The sequence below is a fragment of the Streptomyces sp. NPDC058525 genome, assembly GCF_042719495.1.
GTDB lineage: Bacteria > Actinomycetota > Actinomycetes > Streptomycetales > Streptomycetaceae > Streptomyces.
Window position 1 is genome coordinate 1 of sequence record NZ_JBHXNP010000056.1, and the last position, 20,391, is coordinate 20,391.

Sequence of the window (20,391 nt, forward strand, 5' to 3'; positions counted from 1 at the left end):
GCGAACCGCCCCGCCAGCTCCTGCATGTCCGCGACACCGTCACGGCCCACGTAGTCCACGCACAGGTCCAGCATGTGCGCGCCCTCACGGATCTGATCCCGCGCCATCTCCACACAGTCGTCCCAACGGGCCTCCAGCATCGCCTCGCGGAACTTCTTCGACCCGTTCGCGTTCGTCCGCTCACCGATCGCCATGTACGAGGTGTCCTGCCGGAACGGCACCGTCTGGTAGAGCGAGGCCGCGCCGGGCTCCGGCTGGGGGGTGCGCTGGGTGATGGCCGTGCCGCGGACCCGCTCGACCACCTGCCGCAGGTGCTCGGGGGTGGTGCCGCAGCAGCCGCCGACCAGGGAGAGGCCGTACTCGCGGACGAAGGTCTCCTGGGCGTCCGCGAGCTCCGCCGCGCTGAGCGGGTAGTGCGCGCCCTCCTTGGTGAGGACGGGCAGGCCGGCGTTGGGCATGCAGGAGAGCGGGATGCGGGCGTTGCGGGCGAGGTAGCGCAGGTGCTCGCTCATCTCGGCGGGGCCGGTCGCGCAGTTCAGGCCGATCATGTCGATGCCCAGCGGCTCCAGCGCCGTCAGCGCCGCACCGATCTCCGAACCCAGCAGCATCGTGCCGGTCGTCTCCACCGTCACCGAGCAGATCAGCGGCACGGAAACGCCCAGCGCCTCCATCGCCCGCCGGGCGCCGATGATCGAGGACTTCGTCTGGAGCAGGTCCTGCGTCGTCTCCACGAGCAGCGCGTCGGCGCCGCCGGAGAGCAGCCCCTCCGCGTTGATCTGGTAGGCGTCGCGGATCTGGGCGTAGGTGATGTGGCCCAGGGTGGGGAGCTTGGTGCCGGGGCCGATCGAGCCCAGCACCCAGCGCTGCTGCCCGGTGGACGCGGTGAACTCGTCGGCGACCTCGCGGGCGATGCGCGCACCCGCCTCCGACAGCTCGAAGTTGCGCTCCGCGATGTCGTACTCGGCGAGGGCGGCGAGGTTCGTACCGAAGGTGTTCGTCTCCACGCAGTCCACGCCCACCCCGAAGTACGCCTCGTGGACGGTGCGCACGATGTCGGGGCGGGTGACGTTGAGGACCTCGTTGCATCCTTCGAGCTGCTGGAAGTCCTCCATGGAGGGGTCCTGCGCCTGGAGCATCGTTCCCATGGCTCCGTCGGCGACGACCACGCGGGTCGCGAGCGCCTCTCGGAGGGCATCGGCCCGGGTCTGGGTGTCTGCGGGCGGGTTCGGCAACGAGGCCATGGTTGAGCTCCCTGGGATGCGACGGCTGTCGGCTTTGCACCCCCTCTGTGTCAAGGGTGCACGCGGCCAGGGTAACCGCGTGGCACCGGACCCGGTGAGGGTGTCCCACGTGGCGGACTGCATTCTGTGCGCGGTACGTCCGCTCGGGTGTGTCGGCGCGAGTGTGGCGATGCAAACGTGCGTACGGAACCCCTCACCATGCAAAAAGTCGGCATCGACCGATAGTGTTCAGCATTGTCGAACTACGTCAGCAGGAGGCTGCGCCATGGCACGGAACATCCAGTCGCTCGAACGAGCCGCTGCGATGCTGCGACTCCTGGCGGGTGGCGAGCGCCGGCTGGGGCTGTCGGACGTGGCGTCCTCCCTGGGCCTGGCGAAGGGGACGGCGCACGGCATCCTGCGCACCCTTCAGGCGGAGGGCTTCGTCGAGCAGGACCCGGCTTCGGGCCGCTACCAGCTGGGCGCGGAGCTGCTGCGCCTGGGCAACAGCTATCTGGACGTGCACGAGCTGCGCGCCCGCGCCCTGGTGTGGACGGACGACCTGGCCCGGGCGAGCGGCGAGAGCGTGTACGTGGGCGTGCTGCACAAGAGCGGGGTGCTGATCATGCACCACGTGTTCCGGCCCGACGACAGCCGCCAGGTGCTGGAGGTGGGGGCCATGCAGCCGCTGCATTCCACCGCTCTGGGCAAGGTGCTGTCCGCGTACGACCCGGTGGCGCACACCCAGGTGGTGGAAGTGGAGCGCGAGGCGTTCACCCCGCGTACGGTCACGGACGCGGCCGGGTTCGAGGAGGTTCTCGGGCTGACGCGGGCGCGCGGCTGGGCCGCCGATGTCGAGGAGACCTGGGAGGGCATCGCCTCGGTCGCCGCGCCCATCCACGACCGGCGCAGGATGCCGGTCGGCGCGGTCGCCGTGGCGGGGGCCGTGGAGCGGGTCTGCGGGGAGTCCGGCGAGCCCCGGGCGGCCCTGGTGGCCTCCGTACGGGACTGCGCCCGGTCGGTTTCACGCGACCTCGGAGCGGGCCGGTTCTGAGCTTGACCTGACGCATCCCACCCACCCAGGGCGGCTTCGAGCTGCGTTTGGGTGGGTTTTGTCATTTACTGATCATGGATTGGCCGGATTTGGTCGATCGTACCGAGTGGTAACGATCCGGTTCTTTGACCTGGCCAGGCCTTGACGGGTTCTTCACACAGGCGGAAAACTGCCGTTCATCGGTCGGCAATGTCGAACACCTACCGGCAATACGCGTTAGGGTGTGGCAAGGCCAAGGACCGGTGCAGCACTCACCGAGTGCGCGGAACCACCGGCGGGACCGGTGTCCGCCCACCCCTGGACGTACGTAAGGAGTCGCGGGTGTCCAGCTCCGACATCTTCATCGGCGAGACCATCGGGACCGCCGTCCTCATCCTGCTCGGCGCCGGCGTGGTCGCCGCGGTCGTGCTCAAGCGCTCGAAGGCGCAGAACGCGGGCTGGCTGGCGATCACCTTCGGGTGGGGTTTCGCGGTCATGACCGCGGTCTACCTGACCGGCACCCTGTCCGGTGCCCACCTCAACCCCGCCGTGACGCTCGGTATCGCGATCAAGGACGGCGAATGGGGCAACGTCCCGGTCTACTTCGCCGGCCAGCTGCTCGGCGCCATGATCGGTGCCACGCTCGCCTGGGTGGCGTACTACGGCCAGTTCCAGGCCCACCTCACCGATCCTGAGATCGTCGCCGCCAAGTCCGAGCACGCGGGCATGGTCGACCAGAAGACGGAGCCGAACGCCGGCCCGGTGCTCGGCGTCTTCTCCACCGGCCCCGAGGTCCGCAACGTCTGGCAGAACCTCGCGACCGAGATCATCGGCACCCTGGTGCTCGTGCTCGCCGTCCTCGCGTACGGCCTGAACGACTCGGGCAAGGGCCTCGGCACCCTCGGCGGCCTCATCGTCGCCCTGACCGTGGTCAGCATCGGCCTCTCGCTCGGCGGTCCGACCGGTTACGCCATCAACCCGGCCCGCGACCTGGGCCCGCGCATCGTCCACGCACTGCTGCCGCTGCCGAACAAGGGCGGCTCCGACTGGGGGTACGCCTGGATCCCCGTCGTCGGCCCGCTGATCGGCGGCGCCCTCGCCGCGGGTATCTACAACCTCGCGTTCGTCTAAGTCGTTCGCCCACCGGACTTCCCAGGAGCAGCCACCATGACCACCAGCACCGGCCCCTTCATCGCCGCGATCGACCAGGGCACCACCTCCTCCCGCTGCATCGTCTTCGACCGCGACGGCCGCATCGTCGCCGTCGACCAGAAGGAGCACGAGCAGATCTTCCCGAAGCCGGGCTGGGTCGAGCACGACGCCACCGAGATCTGGACCAACGTCCAGGAGGTCGTCGCCGGGGCCATCGCCAAGGCCGAGATCACCGCCGCCGACGTCAAGGCCGTCGGCATCACCAACCAGCGCGAGACCACGCTCCTGTGGGACAAGAACACCGGCGAGCCGGTGCACAACGCGCTGGTCTGGCAGGACACCCGCACCGACGCCCTGTGCAAGGAACTCGGCCGCAACGTCGGCCAGGACCGCTTTCGCCGCGAGACCGGTCTGCCGCTGGCCAGCTACTTCGCCGGCCCGAAGGTCCGCTGGCTGCTCGACAACGTCGAGGGCCTGCGCGAGCGCGCCGAGGCCGGCGACATCCTCTTCGGCACCATGGACTCGTGGGTCATCTGGAACCTCACGGGAGGCGCCCAGGGCGGCGTGCACGTCACCGACGTCACCAACGCCTCGCGCACCATGCTGATGAACCTGCACACCCTGGCCTGGGACGAGAAGATCGCCGAGTCCATGGGCGTCCCGCTCAACGTCCTCCCGGAGATCAAGTCCTCCGCCGAGGTCTACGGCCACGTCAAGGACGGCGTCCTCGCCGGCGTCCCGGTCGCCTCGGCGCTCGGTGACCAGCAGGCCGCCCTGTTCGGCCAGACCTGTTTCGCCGAGGGCGAGGCGAAGTCCACGTACGGCACCGGCACGTTCATGCTGATGAACACCGGCGACAAGATCATCAACTCCTACAGCGGCCTGCTGACCACGGTCGGCTACCAGATCGGCGAGCAGAAGCCGGTCTACGCGCTGGAGGGCTCCATCGCCGTCACCGGCTCGCTCGTCCAGTGGATGCGCGACCAGATGGGCCTGATCAAGTCCGCGGCCGAGATCGAGACCCTGGCCTCCTCAGTCGAGGACAACGGCGGCGCCTACTTCGTACCGGCCTTCTCCGGCCTGTTCGCCCCGTACTGGCGCTCCGACGCCCGCGGTGTGATCGCCGGACTCACCCGGTACGTCACCAAGGCGCACATCGCCCGTGCCGTCCTGGAGGCCACCGCCTGGCAGACCCGCGAGATCACCGACGCCATGACCAAGGACTCGGGCGTCGAGCTCGCGGCCCTCAAGGTCGACGGCGGCATGACCTCCAACAACCTGCTGATGCAGACGCTCTCGGACTTCCTGGACGCCCCCGTGGTCCGTCCGATGGTCGCCGAGACCACCTGCCTCGGCGCCGCCTACGCCGCCGGCCTGGCCGTCGGCTTCTGGCCCGACACCGACGCCCTGCGCGCCAACTGGCGCCGCGCGGCGGAGTGGACCCCGCGGATGCCCGCCGAGCAGCGGGAGCGCGAGTACAAGAGCTGGCTCAAGGCCGTGGAGCGGTCCATGGGCTGGGTCGACGACGAAGACGCCAGCTGACCTCACCAGCTGAGTCAATCGACGAGGAGCGATGAGAGATATGAGCACCCTGCAGAGCGTCCCCACCCTGGGTACGCACCCGACCGCCGGCTCGAACCCGAGCCGCGCCGAGACCCGTGAGCAGCTGGCCAAGGCCACGTACGACCTGCTGGTCATCGGCGGTGGAATCCTGGGCACCTCGGTGGCCTGGCACGCCGCGCAGTCGGGTCTGCGGGTCGCCATGGTGGACGCCGGCGACTTCGCCGGCGCCACCTCCTCCGCCTCCTCCAAGCTCGTCCACGGCGGTCTGCGCTACCTGCAGACCGGCGCGGTCAAGCTGGTCGCCGAGAACCACCACGAGCGCCGGGTGCTGGCCAAGGACGTGGCCCCGCACCTGGTCAACCCGCTCACCTTCTACCTGCCCGTGTACAAGGGCGGGCCGGTCGGCGCGGCGAAGCTGGGCGCGGGCGTGTTCGCGTACTCGGCGCTCTCGGCCTTCGGCGACGGCATCGGCAAGGTCATCTCGCCGGCCCGTGCCGCCGCCGACAACCCGGGCCTGAAGACGGACAACCTCAAGGCCGTCGCGGTCTACTACGACCACCAGATGAACGACTCCCGCGTCGCCGTCATGACGGTCCGCGCGGCCGTCGAGTCGGGCGCGGTCGTCCTCAACCACGCCGAGGTCACCGGGCTGCGCATGACGCGCGGCCGGGTCACCGGTGCCGAGCTCAAGGACCGTCTGGACGGGACCGAGTTCGGGGTGGACGCACGCGTCGTGCTCAACGCCACCGGCCCGTGGGTGGACCACCTGCGGCGCATGGAAGACAAGCACGCGATGCCGTCCATCCGCCTGTCCAAGGGCGCCCACATCGTGATGAAGCGCAAGTCGCCGTGGAAGGCCGCCATGGCCACCCCGATCGACAAGTACCGCATCACCTTCGCCCTCCCGTGGGAGGACCAGCTGCTCCTCGGCACGACCGACGAGGTGTACGAGGGCGACCCGGGCGACGTGCGCGCCACCGAGTCCGACATCCAGCAGATCCTGGACGAGGCGGCCTTCTCAGTGAAGGACGCGGACCTGGACCGCTCTCTGATGACCTACGCCTTCGCGGGCCTGCGGGTGCTGCCCGGCGGCCCCGGCGGGGTCGAGAAGGCCAAGCGCGAGACGGTCGTCTCCGAGGGCGCGGGCGGCATGCTGTCGGTGGCCGGCGGCAAGTGGACCACGTACCGCCACATCGGCCGCGTGGTCATGGACAAGCTGGCCAAGCTCCCGGGCAGCCCGCTGACCGAGGACATGGAGCCCGTGAAGTCCCTCGTGCGCCGGGTGCCGCTGCCCGGTGTCGCCAACCCGAACGCGGTCGCGCACCGGCTGCTGGTGGACCGCGAGCCCGGCACGCGGATGGACCCGCTCACCGCGCGCCACCTGGCCTCGCACTACGGTTCGCTGGCCTTCGACATCGCGCGCCTGGCGAACGAGGACCCGGCGCTGGCCGAGCGCATCCACCCGGACGGTCCGGAGATCTGGGCACAGGTCGCCTACGCCCGCGACAACGAGTGGGCGCAGACCGCCGACGACGTGCTGCGCCGGCGCACGACGGTCACGATCCGCGGCCTGGACGACGCCTCCGTGCGCGCCCGCGTCGAGGAGATGCTGAGCCACAAGGCATAGCCGAGGCATAGCTGTCCCGCAGGTGGGGAAGAGGGGCGGTTCCGAGGGGAACCGCCCCTCTGTCGTGGGCTGTGGCCCGTGCCTCATCAAGGCTTAGGCTGACCCACGTACACAAGGGAACTTCGGAAGGAGACCTGGGTGATCGAGCTTGAGGGCGTGCCCGAGCTGATCGACCCGGTCATGGTGGCCGCGTTCGAGGGCTGGAACGACGCGGGTGACGCGGCATCCGGTGCGGTCGCACACCTGGACCGGGAGTGGAAGGGCGAGGTGTTCGCGGCGCTCGACGCCGAGGACTACTACGACTTCCAGGTCAACCGGCCGACGGTGTGGCTGGACAACGGGGTACGGAAGATCACCTGGCCGACGACGCGGCTGTCGGTGGTCCGGATCGGCGGCGCGAAGCCGCGGGACCTGGTCCTGGTGCGCGGGATCGAACCGTCCATGCGGTGGCGGTCGTTCTGCAACGAGATCCTCGGCTTCGCGCACGAACTGGGCGTGGAGATGGTGGTCATCCTGGGGGCGCTGCTGGGGGACACTCCGCACACGCGGCCGGTTCCGGTGAGCGGGGTCACCTCGGACGCGGACCTGGCGCGGACGATGGACCTGGAGGAGACGAAGTACGAGGGCCCGACCGGCATCGTGGGCATCCTCCAGGAGGCCTGTACGCACGCGGGCGTCCCGGCGGTCTCGCTGTGGGCGGCGGTCCCCCACTACGTCTCCCAGCCGCCGAACCCCAAGGCCACGCTGGCCCTGCTGAACCGGCTCGAGGATCTGATCGACATCCGGATCCCGCTGGGCGAACTCCCGGAGGACGCGCGGGCGTGGCAGCTGGGCGTGGACCAACTCGCCGCGGAGGACAGCGAGGTGGCGGAGTACGTCCAGACGCTGGAGGAGGCGCGGGACACGGCCGACCTGCCGGAGGCGTCGGGGGACGCCATCGCCCGGGAGTTCGAGCGGTACCTGCGCCGGCGTGACCCCGCGGCGGAGCCGGGCGACAGCTCGTACCTGCGGGACCCGTCCAGCGGGCTCCCGCGCCCCCCGAAGCGCAAGCCGGACCCCTCCGGGGAGGACCCGCAGCCCCCGGCCGCGGCTCCGCCGGACGAGGACACGCCCCCGGATCCCTGACCGGCCGGGCCGGGCCGTGGGGCTCCGCCGCGCGAGCGTGACCCGGGCTCCGCCGTGCGAGCGTGACCCGGGCTCCGCCCAGGCCCGTGGGGCTCCGCCCCACACCCCGCTCCTCAAACGCCGGAGGGGCTGGAATTGCGCTCCGCGCAACCCAGCCCCGCCGGCGTTCCTCGGACGGCTACAGGGCGACGCCCAGGAGGGCGTCCACCGTGCGGGAGACCAGGCCCGGGGCCGACTCGTCGTCGCCGTCCGAGGCGTTCTGCGCGTCGACCCACCGGTCCACCGCCGCCAGCGCCGCGGGCGCGTCCAGGTCGCGGGAGAGGGCCTCGCGGACCTCCTCGACCAGCGCGTCCGCCGGCAGCCCGTCCGGCCGGGACACGGCCGCACGCCACCGCTCCAGCCGGGCCTCCGCCTCGGCGAGGACCTCGTCCGTCCACTCCCAGTCGGCCCGGTAGTGGTGCGACAGCAGCGCCAGGCGGATCGCCGCCGGGTCGACCCCGGCCCGCCGCAGCGCGGACACGAAGACGAGGTTGCCCTTCGACTTCGACATCTTCTCGCCGTTCAGGGCGACCATGCCGGCGTGTACGTACGCCTTGGCCATCGGGAACTCGCCCGTCAGGGCCTGCGCGTGGGAGGCGCCCATCTCGTGGTGCGGGAAGGCCAGGTCGGATCCGCCGCCCTGGATGTCGAAGCCCATGCCCAGGTGGTCCAGGGCGATGGCCACGCACTCGATGTGCCAGCCCGGCCGGCCGCGGCCCAGCGAGCCGCCGTCCCAGCTCGGCTCGCCCGGACGCGCGGCCATCCACAGCATCGGGTCGAGCGGGTTCTTCTTGCCCGGCCGGTCCGGGTCACCGCCCCGCTCCGCCGACAGCAGCCGCATCGCCTCGGCGTCGAGGTTCGAGACCCCGCCGAAGTGCGGGTCGGACTCGACCGAGAAGTAGACGTCGCCGTCCAGCTCGTACGCCGCGCCCGCGTCCCGCAGCCGCTCGACCAGCGGCACGATGCCGGGTATGGCCTCGACGGCGCCGATGTAGTGCTGCGGGGGCAGCATGCGCAGGGCGGTCATGTCCTCACGGAAGAGGGCGGTCTCGCGCTCTGCGAGCGCCGTCCAGTCCTGGCCGTCGCGCAGGGCCCGCTCCAGGAGCGGATCATCCACGTCCGTGACGTTCTGGACGTAGTGGACCTGCCGCTTGGTGTCGAGCCACACGCGCTGCACGAGGTCGAACGCGTTGTAGGTCGCCGCGTGTCCGATGTGGGTCGCGTCGTACGGGGTGATGCCGCAGACGTAGATACGGGCGACGGGACCGGGGGCGAGGGTGATCGTCCCCTGGGTCGCGGTGTCGTGGATCTCGAGGTCGCGGCCCTTGCCAGGAAGGGCGGGGACCTCGGAAGCGGGCCAGGCATGCATGTCTCGAGCCTAACCGGACGGATGTTCCTGAAACGAACCGGACCTGCAGTGTTGTCTTGATCGGCACTCTTGCGGTCTGGCCGAAACTGTGCGTGTGCCGAGTGGCCGGTTCAGACCGGCGGCCACGGGATCGACGGCCACTGGCCGGAGGGCTCCGGGTGGGTCCCGGTGCGCAGCAGCTGCGCCACCCTGCCCCGTACGGCGGCCAGCTCGGCCGCAGTGATCAGTTCGGCCAGCCGGGTGGCCAGCGGGGCCCCGTCCGCGAGATCGGCGGCCAGCGCGGTGAGCACCGCGCGCGCCTCGTCCGTCAGCGGCTCCCCGGCCCACCCCCACAGGAGGGTGCGCAGTTTGTCCTCGGCGTGGAAGGTCACGCCGTGGTCGATCCCGTAGAGCCGCCCGTCGGGCGCGGGCAGCAGGTGGCCGCCCTTGCGGTCACCGTTGTTGATCACGGCGTCGAGGACGGCGAGCCGGCGCAGCCGGGGGTCGTCCGCGTGCACGAGCAGGGCGGTGCGGCCCTCGCCCACGTCGGCGAAGGCGACCGGCTTCCAGCCGTCCCCCGCGTCCTCGCCCTCCACCAGGGCGAGGAGTTCGGCGCCGGGGGTCTCGCCCCCGGGGGCCTCGATCCACCGCTGGACCATGCCCTCGCCGTACGGTCCGTCGCGCAGCACGGTGGTGGGCACCAGGCTCCAGCCGGTGGCCTCGGAGACCAGGTAGGAGGCGACCTCGCGCTGGGCGAGGTTCCCGTCGGGGAAGTCCCACAGCGGGCGCTCGCCCTTGACCGGCTTGTACACGCAGTCGGCGCTCGCGTCTCCGTACGTGACCGTGCAGAGCAGCACGGCGTTGGACGCCTCGCGGATCCGGCCGACGACGGTCAGCTCCCCCTTGGTGAGGAGTTCCTCGTACTTCTCCCGCTCCCCCATGACGGTCACACCTGGCGCCGGTAGCCGTTCTGGCGGGGGCAGACGTGCCCCTCCGGGTCCAGCGGCAGACTGCACAGCGGGCACGGCGGCCGGCCCGCGTTGACCACGTCCAGGGCCCGCTTGGCGAAGGCCCGGGCCTGGGCGCCGGTGAGGCGGACCCGCAGCATGGGCGGGCCGTTCTCCTCGTCCTGGAGCAGCCGTTCCTCGGCCTCGGCGAGATCCTCGTCCGAGTCGGCGTCGAGTTCGACCAGGGCCTGCGCCTCGACGATCATGCGCTGTTCCTCGCCGTCCCAGGCGAGGGCCATGGTGCCGACGCGGAACTCCTCGTCGACCGGGACGTCCAGCGGTGCCGTGTCGGCGGCCTCGGCAGGGGCCACGGCCGGGACCGGGGCGTTTCCCCCGGTGCGCCGTACGACCTCGTCCAGCAGCTCGTCCATCCGCTCGGCCAGCGCCGCGACCTGGGTCTTCTCCAGGGAGACGCTGGTGACGCGGGGGCCGGACGAGGCCTGCAGGAAGAACGTACGGCGTCCCGGCAGACCGACCGTGCCGGCGACGAAGCGGTCCGGCGGGTCGTAGAGGAACACCTGACGGGGCACGTCCAGTCTCCAAGTCTCGGTGGCAGCGCTCATTAACGGGCCAGTCCACCCTACTGCGCCGTTCGATCACACCGCGCCCGCACCGCCCCCGACGACGGCGTTCCCGCCGTCTTCCACGGCTTTGTCCGGTGCGGCCGCGCGCGGTACGAGCGAGCCGAGGTCCCCGGTGTCGCCGAGCCGGAACACGAACGGGCGGGTCGGCGTGTAGCGGACGGCGGTGACCGAGCAGGGGTCGACGTGGATGCGCTGGAAGAGGTCGAGGTGCATGCCCAGGGCGTCCGCGACGAGGGACTTGATGATGTCGCCGTGGGAACACATCAGGAAGACGGCGTCGGGGCCGTGTTCCTCCTCGACCCGCGCGTTCCAGTCCCGTACGGCCTCCACGGCGCGGGCCTGCATGGCGCGCAGGGACTCGCCGCCGGGGAAGGCGGCGGCCGAGGGGTGCTGCTGGACGATCTTCATCAGGGGTTCGTCGGCCAGTTCGGCGAGTTTGCGGCCCGACCAGTCGCCGTAGTGGCACTCGCCGATCCGCTCGTCGGTGTGCGGCTCGAGCTCCGGCCGGGCGGCCAGCAGCGGGGCCAGGGTCTCCCGGCAGCGCTGCAGCGGGCTGCTGACGACGGCGGCGAGCGGTACGCCCGCCAGCCTGCCGGGGAGCGCGGCGGCCTGCTCGGCGCCGCGCTCGTCGAGGGCCACTCCCGGGGTCCATCCGGCGAGCAGCCCAGCGGTGTTGGCGGTGGACCGCCCGTGTCGTACGAGGATCAGCGTGGCCATGCCGCCAGCCTAAGCGGTGCCGCGAGGTGCGGGCCGGGCCGGGGCGGAGGAGAATACGCGCGTGATCGTGGACTGCGCGCTTTACCGGAACGGCCGCCGCACCGAGGGTCCGGCGGACTTCTCGGACGCCCTGGCCGCCGCACGCGCGGCGGGGGACGCCTTTCTCTGGATCGGCATGTACGAGCCGACCGAGAAGGAATTCGAGCGCGTCCGGACCGAGTTCGGTCTGCACCCGCTGGCGGTGGAGGACGCCCTGACCGCGCACCAGCGGCCGAAGCTGGAGGTGTACGACGACTCGCTGTTCGTGGTCCTCAAGCCGGTGCTGTACGACGACCACACCGACATCGTGACCACCGGCGAGCTGATGGTGTTCATCGGGGACTCGTTCGTGGTCACCGTCCGGCACGGCGAGGGGGCCGCGCTGGCCGCCGTACGGCGCCGGCTGGAGCACGAGCCGAACGTGCTGAGGCACGGCCCGACCGCCGTGCTGTACGCGGTCTCCGACGCGGTGGTGGACCACTACATCGAGGTGGCGGCCGAACTCCAGGCGGACCTGGAGGAGCTGGAGGCCGAGGTCTTCGCCCCGGACGCGTCGGCCTCCAAGAACACCGCCTCCCGGATCTACGGCTTCAAGCGGCAGGTGCTGGAGTTCCGCCGGGCGACGAGCCCGCTCCTCCAGCCGATGGAGCGGCTCGCCTTCGGGCGGGTGCCCTTCGTCCACGAGCACGCCCAGCCGTTCTTCCGCGACGTGGCCGACCACCTGACCAAGGCGAACGAGTACGTCGAGGGTCTGGACCGGCTGCTGTCGGACGCCCTGGCCGCGCACCTGGCGCAGATGGGGGTGCGGCAGAACGACGACATGCGCAAGATCTCGGCCTGGGCGGCGATGGCGGCCGTGCCCACGATGGTGGCGGGGATCTACGGGATGAACTTCGATCACATGCCCGAGCTGAAGTGGGGCCTGGGGTATCCGGCCGTGGTGCTGGTCATGGTGGGCGCGTGCCTGGGCCTGCACCGGCTGTTCAAGCGACGGGGCTGGCTGTAGCCGGGGCGGTCAGGCGAACTCGGGCGCGGTGACCGGAGCGCCGCCCAGGGCGTCGCGCCGCTGCGGCATGCGCAGGCTCACCATCCGGTGCCAGCCGCTGAACCGCTCGTACGCGTACATCCCGCGGATCCCGGCGGCGAGCGCGGCCGCCTTCGGCGCGGGCCAGTGCAGCAGGCGTCCCATGTGGTCCATGACGGCGAGGCTGACGTCGCGGTAGATGCCGATCTCGGCGAGCGCGCTCTCGCGCAGCACCCGGTGGATGGTGCGGCCGTGCCCTTCGCGGGCGAGGCGCAGCAACTCCTCGTGGCAGTAGGCGAGGTGGTTGTCCTCGTCGTGGCTGATCATGCGGATGGCCTTGCCGAGCTCGGGATGGTCGCCGAAGTGGCCGACGAGCATGTCCATCTGGTCGGCGGCCCGCTGTTCGGTGATCCGGCTGTGCGCGAGGTAGACGACGATGTCGCGCTCAGTCAGCGGCTCCTCGCGGCGCAGCTTCTCGTGCGCGAGGCCGATGCCGCGCCGCTCCAGCAGCATCGTGTAGTCGGTCTCGGGGGGTACCGGGACGGGCGGCAGACCGCGCTTGCGGAGCAGGGCGTTGAAGATCCGCCCGTGCTTGTCCTCGTCGGCGCCGTGCCGGGTGATCTTCGGTGCGAGGTCGCGCATGCCGTCCGGCACCAGGGCCGCGATGCGGGCGTTCTCCCAGCCGCCCTGGGTCTCCCCGCTGGCGGCGATGGAGCAGAACAGCTGGAAGGAGTCGTCGTGGTCGACGATCTCCTGGAACAGGCTGCGGGCAGAGAGCATGCACCGAGTCAAACGCCGGTCGCCGGGGGCGGCAACCGAAGCGCGGGGCTACTCGCCCGAATGAACGAAACCGGAGGTTGGGCGGGAGTGCGTAACCCGGCGGGCGCCCCGCGCGTTGTTGGCTGTGTCGGCCGTGGCGGGGAAGACCCCCCGAGCCCCCACCACGGCCGCAGGCTCCCTCCCGGGGCCGCCCCTGGCACCGCTCAGCGTGCTCGGGCGGCCCCCGGCGGGCGAGGGTCAGGCCAGGCCCGCGCGCTCCATGGCCTCGGTGCCGGCCCGCAGGGCGGCGATCCGCTCGTCGAGCGTGAAGCCGGCCGGGGCCAGCGTGAGGGTGGTGACCCCGGCCTCCGCGTAGGCCTTCATGCCGTCCGCGATGCGCTCGACCGGGCCGAGCAGCGTGGTGGAGTCGATCAGGGAGTGCGGGACGGCGGCGGCCGCGCCGGTCTTGTCGCCGGCCAGGTACTTGTCCTGGATCTCGGCGGCTTCCTTCTCGTATCCCATGCGCTGGGCCAGCTGGTTGTAGAAGTTCTGCTTGCGGCTGCCCATGCCGCCCACGTACAGGGCGGTGTACGGGCGGAACATGTCGGCGAGCGCGGTCACGTCCGCGCCGAGGGCCAGCGGCACGGTCGGGCAGACGTCGAAGCCGTCCATGGTGAGTCCGGCCTTCTCGCGGCCCGCCCGGATGTGGGTGAGCGCGGTGGCCTCCAGGTGCTCGGCGGCCGGGAAGATCAGCAGGGCGCCGTCGGCGATCTCGCCGGTCTGCTCCAGGTTCTTGGGGCCGATCGCGGCGATGTAGAGCGGGATGTGCTCGCGCTCGGGGTGCACGGTCAGCTTGATGGGCTTGCCGGGGCCGTCGGGCAGCGGCAGGGTCCAGTGCTCGCCCTCGTACGAGAGGCGCTCGCGGCTCATGGCCTTGCGGACGATCTCCACGTACTCGCGGGTCCGTGCGAGCGGCTTGTCGAACTTGACGCCGTACCAGCCCTCGGAGACCTGCGGGCCGGAGACGCCCAGGCCGAGCCGGAAGCGGCCCTTGGTCAGGGAGTCCAGGGTGGCGGCGGTCATCGCCGTCATGGCGGGCTGGCGGGCCGGGATCTGGAGGATCGCCGAGCCGACGTCGATCCGCTCGGTCTGGGCGGCGACCCAGGCGAGGACGGTCGGGGCATCGGAGCCGTAGGCCTCGGCGGCCCAGCAGACGTCGTAGCCGAGGCGGTCGGCCTCCTGTGCGACGGCGAGGTTGTCGGCGTCCATGCCCGCACCCCAGTAGCCGAGATTGATGCCGAGCCGCATGTGTCGTCCCCTTACCGAATTTACCGATCAGTAACGTGCGTGTGCGGGGACTCTAGCGCGCCCGGAGCCCTTCCGTCAGTGCCCCAGTAGTCTCAGCGCTCATGGAGCAGAGGCATCTCGGCCGCACCGGACTGCGCGTATCCCGGATCGGCCTCGGCACCCTCACCTGGGGCCGCGACACCGGCGAGGAAGCCGCCGCCGAGCAGGTGAAGACGTTCTGGGAGGCGGGCGGCACCCTCGTCGACACGGCCGACGTGTACGGGGGCGGGGAGGCGGAGTACCTCCTCGGCCGGCTGCTGGCGGGGCTCGTCCCGCGCCGGGACCTGGTGATCGCGACGAAGGCGGGCAGCGTGCCCGATCCGGACCGGCGGTTCGACGGCTCGCGCGGGCACCTGCTGGCCGCGCTCGACGACTCGCTCGACCGGCTCGGCACCGACTACGTCGACCTCTGGCAGCTGCACGCCTTCGACCCGGTGACCCCGCTGGAGGAGACCCTCCAGGCGTTGGACCTGGCCGTGAGCAGCGGCCGCGCCCGGTACGCCGGGGTGGCGGGCTTCTGCGGCTGGCAGTTGGCGAAGGCGGCGACCTGGCAGCTCGCGGCCCCCGGAGTGCGGACCCGGCTGGCCTCGACGCAGATGGAGTACTCGCTGCTCCAGCGCGGGGTGGAGCGCGAGGTGCTGCCGGCCGCCCTGGACCTGGGCGTCGGCCTGCTCCCCTCGTCCCCGCTGGGGCGCGGGGTGCTGACGGCCAAGTACCGGGGCGGCACCCCGGCGGACTCGCGGGGCGCTTCGGAGTCGCTGGCCGCGCTGGTGGACCCGTACCTGGACGAGGCCGCGGGCCGGATCGTGGACGCGGTGGTGACGGCGGCCCAGGGGCTGGCGGTGACCCCGCTCCAGGTGGCCCTGGCGTGGATCCGGGACCGGCCCGGGGTGGTCGCGCCGATCGTCGGCGCGCGGACGGCGGCGCAGCTCGAGGCGGCCCTGTCAGTGGAGGCCCTTAGTCTTCCCGAGGAGATCTGCCGGGCGCTGGACGATGTGTCGGCGCCCGTGCACCGCTATCCCGATCAGGACTGGAGCACGCTGTGAGCACGGACCCTCAGGCCGATACCGCTGCCGCGCAGGACCCGGCCGCCCCGCAGGCCGAGCCGTCCGCAGCCGCGCAAGACCCGCACGAGCCCGGGTCGGACGAGGCCGCGGCCGGCGCGGAGCCCGCTGCGGAGAGCGGGCACGGGTCCGGATCCGGATCCGGCGGAGCCGAGGACGAGCCGGACGCGGAGCCCGCCGACGGAAGCGGGGACGAGGACCCGGAGGCGGAGCAGCCGGTTTCGGGAACGGGCGCGGAGGAGGAGAGCCCCGCGGGGACCGGGCCGGAGGCCGCCGCCGACGGGGCCGGGTCCGAGACCGCCGCCGACGGGGCCGAGCCGGAGGCCGACGAGGCCGGGACCGACGGGGCCGGGCCCGAGGCCGCGACCGCCGGGTCCGAGGCCGCCGGCGGCGCAGCCGAGCCGGCCGGCGGGGCCCAGGCGGCGCCCGCGCTGTCCGAGGCCCAGGCCGAGCTGGCCGCGCAGAAGATCGAGCGGGAGCGCATCGCCCGGCGCAAGGCCGAGCGGGAGGCGCCCGTCGAGGCCGGGGCCAAGCTCAGCGGGAAGGCCGCCGACCTGCTGGCCGCCGTACGGGCCGTGGAGGGCGGGGCGAAGCCCCCGTCCGTGTACTTCGACGAGGCCCCGGCCGCGCCGCGCAAGGCGGCCCCCGCTCCCCCGCCGCCGCCCCGCACGGCGCCCCAGGCTCCGGCCGCCGCGGCCGCCCCCGCCGACACCGAGGCCGTACGGGCCGTCCTGGCCCGCGGCGGCGCCCCCGAGGCGCTGGCCGCCCCGGCCGCCGCGGCCCTCGGCGACGGCGCCGCCGAGCGGCTCGCCGAGAACCCGTGGCTGCTGCTCTCGGCCCCCTCCGTCCGCCCGACGCAGGCCGACGGCTTCGCCCGGGCCCTGCTGGGCGCCGAGGCCGGGCCGGGCGACGAGCGCCGCAGCTCCGCCCTGGTCGGCTGGCTGCTGGTGCAGGCCGGGCTCAAGGGGCACACCGCGCTGGAGGCCCCGGTCCTGCGGTCGGCGCTCGCCCAGTACGGCGTGCCGGACCCCGACGGGGCCCTCGAAGCCGCCATCGGCGAGGGCTCGGTGCTGGTCTTCCACGAGCCGCTGGGCCCGCCGGTCGCGGAGGACGAGGAGCAGCCGGTGCGGGTGCTGGTGGGCCTGGAGGGCGCGGCGATGGCCGAGGAGAGCCTGGCCGACGGCCTGGCCCGGATCGCCAGCACCTTCGACGCCCCGGCGGACTGGGAGAAGGCCGCCACCGGGCCGGGCGCCGAGCTGATCCGTGCCGTCGCGGGACACGGCCTGGTCGCCCACACCGGCGGCGAGGCCGCCCGCGCCGAACCGCTCGCCCTGCTCGCCGCCGCCCGGGAGTTCGGCCTGCGGGCCTGCCTGGCCGCGCACGTGCCCCCGGCCGACGGGGTCACCGTCGCCGGGCTCCTCGCGGGGGCGCAGGGGCCGGGCCGGGACGCCGACGGGCAGTTCGCGCTGGACCTGCTGGTGGTCCTGGACGCGCCCCAGCTGGACGTGGACACCGCGGCCGCGCTGGTGGAGTCCGTCCCCGACGGGGCCCGCCTGGTGCTCTCCGGGGACCCCTTGGTGCTCGGGTCCGCCGGGGCCGGCAGGGTCTTCGCCGATCTGCTGGCCGCCCGTACCTGCCCCCAGGTGGTCTCCCGCGTCCCGGACCCCGGCCCGCTCGGCGAGCTCGTCTCGGGGGTGGGCATCGGGGAGCTGAACCAGGTGGACGCGCCCGGCAAGGAGGTCGTCATCGTCCCGGTGCGCGACGCCGGGGAGGCCGTGCACCGGACCGTGCAGCTGGTGGCCGAGTCGGTGCCGCGGGCCTTCGGGATCCCGGCGGACAGCGTGCAGGTGATCACCCCGGGCCACGGCGGCCCGGCGGGCACCCGGGCGCTGAACGCCGCCCTCAAGGAGCGGCTGAACCCCGGTCCCGGCCGGTTCGGCGGCTTCGACCCCGCCGACCGCGTGGTCCACGTGCCCTCCCCCGGGCGGGCCCTGCCGGCGCGGGTGGTGTCGGCCGACGCGCAGGGGCTGCACCTGGAGCGCGCGGGCGGCGTGCCGGTCGTCGTACCGAAGGAGCTGGTGGAGTCCCAGGTGCGGCACGGCTGGGCGGTGACCGCGCACCAGGCGGTGGGCGCCCGCTGGCCGGCGGTGGTCGTCGTACTGCCGGGGGACGCGGCGCAGGCCCTGTCCCGGGACTGGGTGTACACGGCGTTCGGCCGGGCCGAGCGGCACCTGTCCGTGGTGCACGGCGTGGACCAGGCGCTGCCGCGTGCGGTGGCCGAGGTGCTGCCGAAGCCGCGTACGACCCGGCTGACGGGCCTGCTGGCCGCCCTCGCGGCGGCGGGCGAGCAGCCGGAGTGACACGAAGCGGCCCCCGCTGTGGGTGCGGGGGCCGCTTCTCATCCGTTCAGGTCCGGTGCGTGCCGCTCAGGCGGGGGTCAGCCCCGGCCGCGCGGGCTCGTCCTCGTCCGCGTGCTCTTCCTCGTCCACGTCCGTGTCCACGTCCTCGCCGAACTCGTCGGTCTCCTCGTCGAAGACGGAGCTGACGTCGAACCGGTGCATGACGTCCTCGGGATCGGTGTGCCCGAAGGGCGAGTTGAGCCACTCCCCCGGCTCGGCCATCTCCTCCGAGGCCGCGATCCACAGCGTGGAGTCGCCCTCCTCCAGCCCGAACTCCTTGTAGCGGGAGGCGATCTCGTCGGGCTCGTACTCCCCGAAGAGGACACCCAGCGCGCCCGCGGTGCCCCCGTCGTGGACCAGCTCCGCGTCCCGGTCGTGCGCGGCGACCCGCTCGGCCTGGGCGATCAGCCTCGGCGGCTCGACCACGGCGTAGTCGCGGCGGATGAACACGCTGAACGCGGCGGGCTCGGCGGGACCGGTGTACGGGACGCCGTCCTCGGGGGTGGGGATCTCGAAGGGGGTGACCTCGTCGTAGCGGTCGTAGAGGAGTTCGTCGTACTCCTCGGCCGCGGCGGCGAGTTCGTTGAAGGCGGCGTAGACGTCGGGGTCCTCGTCCCCGGTCCTGCGCTCGACCGCGGCGAGGTGCCGGTCGAGCGCTTCCTTGACCGCCTCGGCGGCGGCGCGTACCTCGGCAGCAGTGGGCAGAGCGGCATCAGACATAGAGCAGACGCTATCCGTAGCAGGGCTCTGCCCGCACAATAGATGCGATGCCGGAATACGAATTTGTCGACGTGTACGTGCCTCGCGGGGTTCCCCGCAAGGAGGCGACCCGCCTGCTGACCGATCATGCCGAGTACGGGAACTGGGAGCTCGACCGCCTGTCCCTGCACCGGGACGGCAGCCGCCGTGTGCGATTGCGCCGCCGGATCATCCGCCAGGTCCGCGCGACCTGGCGACGCGGGCCCCGGATCCGGGGCCCGCGTCGTGAACGGCCGTCAGGCGGCCGAGCGGGCGCGCCGGTAGAGCAGGGCGCCGCCCAGCAGCAGGCCGCCGGCGAGCGGGAGGCCGGCGGTCAGGACGTCACCGGAGCCGGTGGCGGCGAGGCCGGTGTCCGTACCCGGGGTGCCCGTCTCCGTGCCCGGGGTGACCGGCGTGACGGGCCCGGAGGCCGGTCCGGTGCCGGTGCCGGGGGTGCCGGGCGTACCGGGCGTGCCCGGGGTCTGGCCGCCGGGGGTGCCGGTGCCGGGGTTCCCGTTGCCCGGGTTGCCGGTGCCCGGGTTCCCGTTGCCAGGATTCCCGGTGCCCGGGTTGCCAGTGCCGGGGTTGCCGTTGCCGTTGCCAGGGTTCCCGTTCCCGGGGTTCCCGTTGCCGGGGTTGCCGTTGCCGGGGTTGCCGTTGCCCGGGTTCCCGTTGCCCGGGTTCCCGTTGCCCGGGTTGCCGTTGCCGGGGTTCCCATTGCCGGGGTTCCCATTGCCCGGGTTCCCGTTCCCCGGGTTCCCGTTCCCCGGGTTGCCCGGGTGGTCGTCGCACGGTTCGTCGTCGTCGTGTCCCGGGTGGCCGGGGCCGCCCGGGTGGCCCGGGTGGTCAGGTGTGTCGGGGTGGTTCGGGTGGCCCTGGTGGCCCGAGCCGTTGAAGCAGTGGTTGCCGAAGGCCGGATTGAGGCCTCCCACCACGTTCACCGTGTTCCCGCAGGCGTTCACGGGCGCGTCCACGGGCACCTGCGCGCTGTTCCCGGACAGCAGTCCCGGAGAGTGCGCGGCATGCCCCGAGGCCCCGGAGTCCGCTTGCGCGTACCCCCCGCCCATCGCGAGGACACCCCCCGCGGCAGCCATGGTGATCAGGGTCTTCCTGCTGGCCTGTGCCGGTCGTCGCATCTGTATTCGTCCCCTGGTGTGTACGTCCAGGCTCCCCCGCCTGGACCGCCGAAAGTGAGAAACCGGGCCGGAAAAGCCCGGTGGCCCCGGAGCGCTGGAATGCGCTCCGGGGCCAAAGACTTCAGACGCGTCAGGCGTTGACGCAGGTGTTGCCGAAGGCCGGGTTCAGCAGGCCGATCACGTTGACCGTGTTGCCGCAGACGTTCACGGGGATGTGAACCGGCACCTGGACGACGTTGCCGGACAGGACACCCGGGGAGCCGATGGCCGCACCCTGGGCACCCGCGTCGGCGACAGCCAGACCCGCACCCGCGAGAACCAGGCCACCGGTGGCAGCCGCAGCGGCGACAACCTTCTTGATCATTGTTCCTCCTAGTAGGCAATTGCGGTCCCAGCCGCGGACCGCACCACCTGTAACGAGGAGGGATCACCAGGGCTACGAGCGTATGAGTGCATTCACTCTTCTCAGT

The 20,391-nt window shown here is 72.5% G+C and carries 18 protein-coding genes and 1 pseudogene; 9 read left to right on the forward strand and 10 right to left on the reverse strand.

Annotated features, from left to right (window positions below; all coding sequences use genetic code 11):
* Positions 1–1,241: homocysteine S-methyltransferase family protein (locus ACFWP3_RS24605; RefSeq protein WP_384224796.1), on the reverse strand; the 1,241-nt coding region annotated here is incomplete at its 3' end.
* A gap of 265 nt (positions 1,242–1,506) precedes the next feature.
* On the opposite strand from ACFWP3_RS24605, the gene ACFWP3_RS24610 reads away from it, so the two are divergent.
* From ACFWP3_RS24610 to ACFWP3_RS24630, 5 genes are all read left to right on the forward strand, one after another.
* Entirely contained in the window at positions 1,507–2,274 is a 768-nt protein-coding gene (locus tag ACFWP3_RS24610) for an IclR family transcriptional regulator (RefSeq protein WP_384224798.1), read from the forward strand.
* A 321-nt stretch (positions 2,275–2,595) separates the two neighbouring features.
* Positions 2,596–3,384, forward strand: a complete 789-nt coding sequence (locus ACFWP3_RS24615; protein ID WP_384224801.1) for an MIP/aquaporin family protein — start codon at positions 2,596–2,598, stop codon at positions 3,382–3,384.
* 36 nt (positions 3,385–3,420) lie between these two features.
* The gene (gene glpK, locus ACFWP3_RS24620) at positions 3,421–4,947 is read left to right on the forward strand and encodes a glycerol kinase GlpK (protein WP_384224803.1); all 1,527 of its coding nucleotides are present in this window, start codon (positions 3,421–3,423) and stop codon (positions 4,945–4,947) included.
* Positions 4,948–4,987: 40 nt separating this feature from the next.
* Complete coding sequence (locus ACFWP3_RS24625; RefSeq protein ID WP_384224806.1) at positions 4,988–6,595, forward strand: FAD-dependent oxidoreductase; 1,608 nt, start codon at positions 4,988–4,990, stop codon at positions 6,593–6,595.
* Between the two features lie 138 nt (positions 6,596–6,733).
* Positions 6,734–7,720 (forward strand): PAC2 family protein, encoded by a 987-nt coding sequence (locus ACFWP3_RS24630; protein WP_384224809.1) that lies wholly within the window; start codon positions 6,734–6,736, stop codon positions 7,718–7,720.
* 178 nt (positions 7,721–7,898) lie between these two features.
* Here ACFWP3_RS24630 and mshC read toward each other — a convergent pair whose 3' ends face one another.
* The 4 genes from mshC to ACFWP3_RS24650 form a co-directional block, all read right to left on the reverse strand.
* The gene (mshC, locus tag ACFWP3_RS24635) at positions 7,899–9,128 is read right to left on the reverse strand and encodes a cysteine--1-D-myo-inosityl 2-amino-2-deoxy-alpha-D-glucopyranoside ligase (RefSeq protein WP_384224811.1); all 1,230 of its coding nucleotides are present in this window, start codon (positions 9,126–9,128) and stop codon (positions 7,899–7,901) included.
* A gap of 110 nt (positions 9,129–9,238) precedes the next feature.
* Positions 9,239–10,090: an SCO1664 family protein gene (locus ACFWP3_RS24640; RefSeq protein ID WP_384224909.1), complete on the reverse strand. Its 852-nt coding sequence runs from the start codon at positions 10,088–10,090 to the stop codon at positions 9,239–9,241.
* Positions 10,054–10,644, reverse strand: coding sequence for a DUF3090 domain-containing protein (locus tag ACFWP3_RS24645; RefSeq protein WP_150256714.1), 591 nt, complete (start codon positions 10,642–10,644; stop codon positions 10,054–10,056). Before ACFWP3_RS24645 ends, ACFWP3_RS24640 begins: the two co-directional genes overlap by 37 nt.
* Before the next feature lie 66 nt (positions 10,645–10,710).
* Complete coding sequence (locus tag ACFWP3_RS24650; protein WP_384224814.1) at positions 10,711–11,415, reverse strand: histidine phosphatase family protein; 705 nt, start codon at positions 11,413–11,415, stop codon at positions 10,711–10,713.
* 61 nt (positions 11,416–11,476) lie between these two features.
* Here ACFWP3_RS24650 and corA point away from each other — a divergent pair, with 61 nt between their 5' ends.
* Positions 11,477–12,460, forward strand: a complete 984-nt coding sequence (corA, locus tag ACFWP3_RS24655) for a magnesium/cobalt transporter CorA (protein WP_384224815.1) — start codon at positions 11,477–11,479, stop codon at positions 12,458–12,460.
* Between the two features lie 9 nt (positions 12,461–12,469).
* Here corA and ACFWP3_RS24660 read toward each other — a convergent pair whose 3' ends face one another.
* Both ACFWP3_RS24660 and ACFWP3_RS24665 read right to left on the reverse strand, forming a co-directional pair.
* Entirely contained in the window at positions 12,470–13,258 is a 789-nt protein-coding gene (locus ACFWP3_RS24660; protein ID WP_384224817.1) for a ferritin-like domain-containing protein, read from the reverse strand.
* 237 nt (positions 13,259–13,495) lie between these two features.
* Entirely contained in the window at positions 13,496–14,545 is a 1,050-nt protein-coding gene (locus ACFWP3_RS24665) for an LLM class F420-dependent oxidoreductase (RefSeq protein WP_384224820.1), read from the reverse strand.
* Positions 14,546–14,646: 101 nt separating this feature from the next.
* Between ACFWP3_RS24665 and ACFWP3_RS24670 the strand changes: the two genes are divergently transcribed.
* On the forward strand, positions 14,647–15,630 hold the full coding sequence (locus ACFWP3_RS24670) for an aldo/keto reductase (RefSeq protein ID WP_384224822.1): 984 nt from the start codon (positions 14,647–14,649) through the stop codon (positions 15,628–15,630).
* Positions 15,627–18,008 (forward strand): ATP-binding domain-containing protein, encoded by a 2,382-nt coding sequence (locus tag ACFWP3_RS24675; RefSeq protein WP_384224825.1) that lies wholly within the window; start codon positions 15,627–15,629, stop codon positions 18,006–18,008. The genes ACFWP3_RS24670 and ACFWP3_RS24675 overlap by 4 nt, the downstream gene beginning before the upstream one ends.
* A gap of 66 nt (positions 18,009–18,074) precedes the next feature.
* Here ACFWP3_RS24675 and ACFWP3_RS24680 read toward each other — a convergent pair whose 3' ends face one another.
* The gene (locus ACFWP3_RS24680; RefSeq protein ID WP_384224827.1) at positions 18,075–18,767 is read right to left on the reverse strand and encodes a hypothetical protein; all 693 of its coding nucleotides are present in this window, start codon (positions 18,765–18,767) and stop codon (positions 18,075–18,077) included.
* A 47-nt stretch (positions 18,768–18,814) separates the two neighbouring features.
* On the opposite strand from ACFWP3_RS24680, the pseudogene ACFWP3_RS24685 reads away from it, so the two are divergent.
* Positions 18,815–19,000, forward strand: a pseudogene (locus ACFWP3_RS24685) (DUF5703 family protein); the annotation flags it as partial.
* A gap of 42 nt (positions 19,001–19,042) precedes the next feature.
* Here the strand turns inward: ACFWP3_RS24685 and ACFWP3_RS24690 are convergent.
* Entirely contained in the window at positions 19,043–19,879 is an 837-nt protein-coding gene (locus tag ACFWP3_RS24690) for a chaplin (RefSeq protein ID WP_384224830.1), read from the reverse strand.
* A 172-nt stretch (positions 19,880–20,051) separates the two neighbouring features.
* Positions 20,052–20,285: a chaplin ChpH gene (gene chpH, locus ACFWP3_RS24695; RefSeq protein ID WP_069919593.1), complete on the reverse strand. Its 234-nt coding sequence runs from the start codon at positions 20,283–20,285 to the stop codon at positions 20,052–20,054.
* Positions 20,286–20,391: the final 106 nt, after the last annotated feature.

Coding starts and splice junctions, on each gene's coding strand:
- ACFWP3_RS24610 (WP_384224798.1), top strand. CDS start 1,507: ATGGCACGGAACATCCAGTCGCTCGAACGAGCCGCTGCGATGCTGCGA.
- glpK (WP_384224803.1), top strand. CDS start 3,421: ATGACCACCAGCACCGGCCCCTTCATCGCCGCGATCGACCAGGGCACC.
- ACFWP3_RS24625 (WP_384224806.1), top strand. CDS start 4,988: ATGAGCACCCTGCAGAGCGTCCCCACCCTGGGTACGCACCCGACCGCC.
- mshC (WP_384224811.1), bottom strand. CDS start 9,128: ATGCATGCCTGGCCCGCTTCCGAGGTCCCCGCCCTTCCTGGCAAGGGC.
- ACFWP3_RS24650 (WP_384224814.1), bottom strand. CDS start 11,415: ATGGCCACGCTGATCCTCGTACGACACGGGCGGTCCACCGCCAACACC.
- ACFWP3_RS24660 (WP_384224817.1), bottom strand. CDS start 13,258: ATGCTCTCTGCCCGCAGCCTGTTCCAGGAGATCGTCGACCACGACGAC.
- ACFWP3_RS24665 (WP_384224820.1), bottom strand. CDS start 14,545: ATGCGGCTCGGCATCAATCTCGGCTACTGGGGTGCGGGCATGGACGCC.
- ACFWP3_RS24670 (WP_384224822.1), top strand. CDS start 14,647: ATGGAGCAGAGGCATCTCGGCCGCACCGGACTGCGCGTATCCCGGATC.
- ACFWP3_RS24680 (WP_384224827.1), bottom strand. CDS start 18,767: ATGTCTGATGCCGCTCTGCCCACTGCTGCCGAGGTACGCGCCGCCGCC.
- ACFWP3_RS24690 (WP_384224830.1), bottom strand. CDS start 19,879: ATGGCTGCCGCGGGGGGTGTCCTCGCGATGGGCGGGGGGTACGCGCAA.
- chpH (WP_069919593.1), bottom strand. CDS start 20,285: ATGATCAAGAAGGTTGTCGCCGCTGCGGCTGCCACCGGTGGCCTGGTT.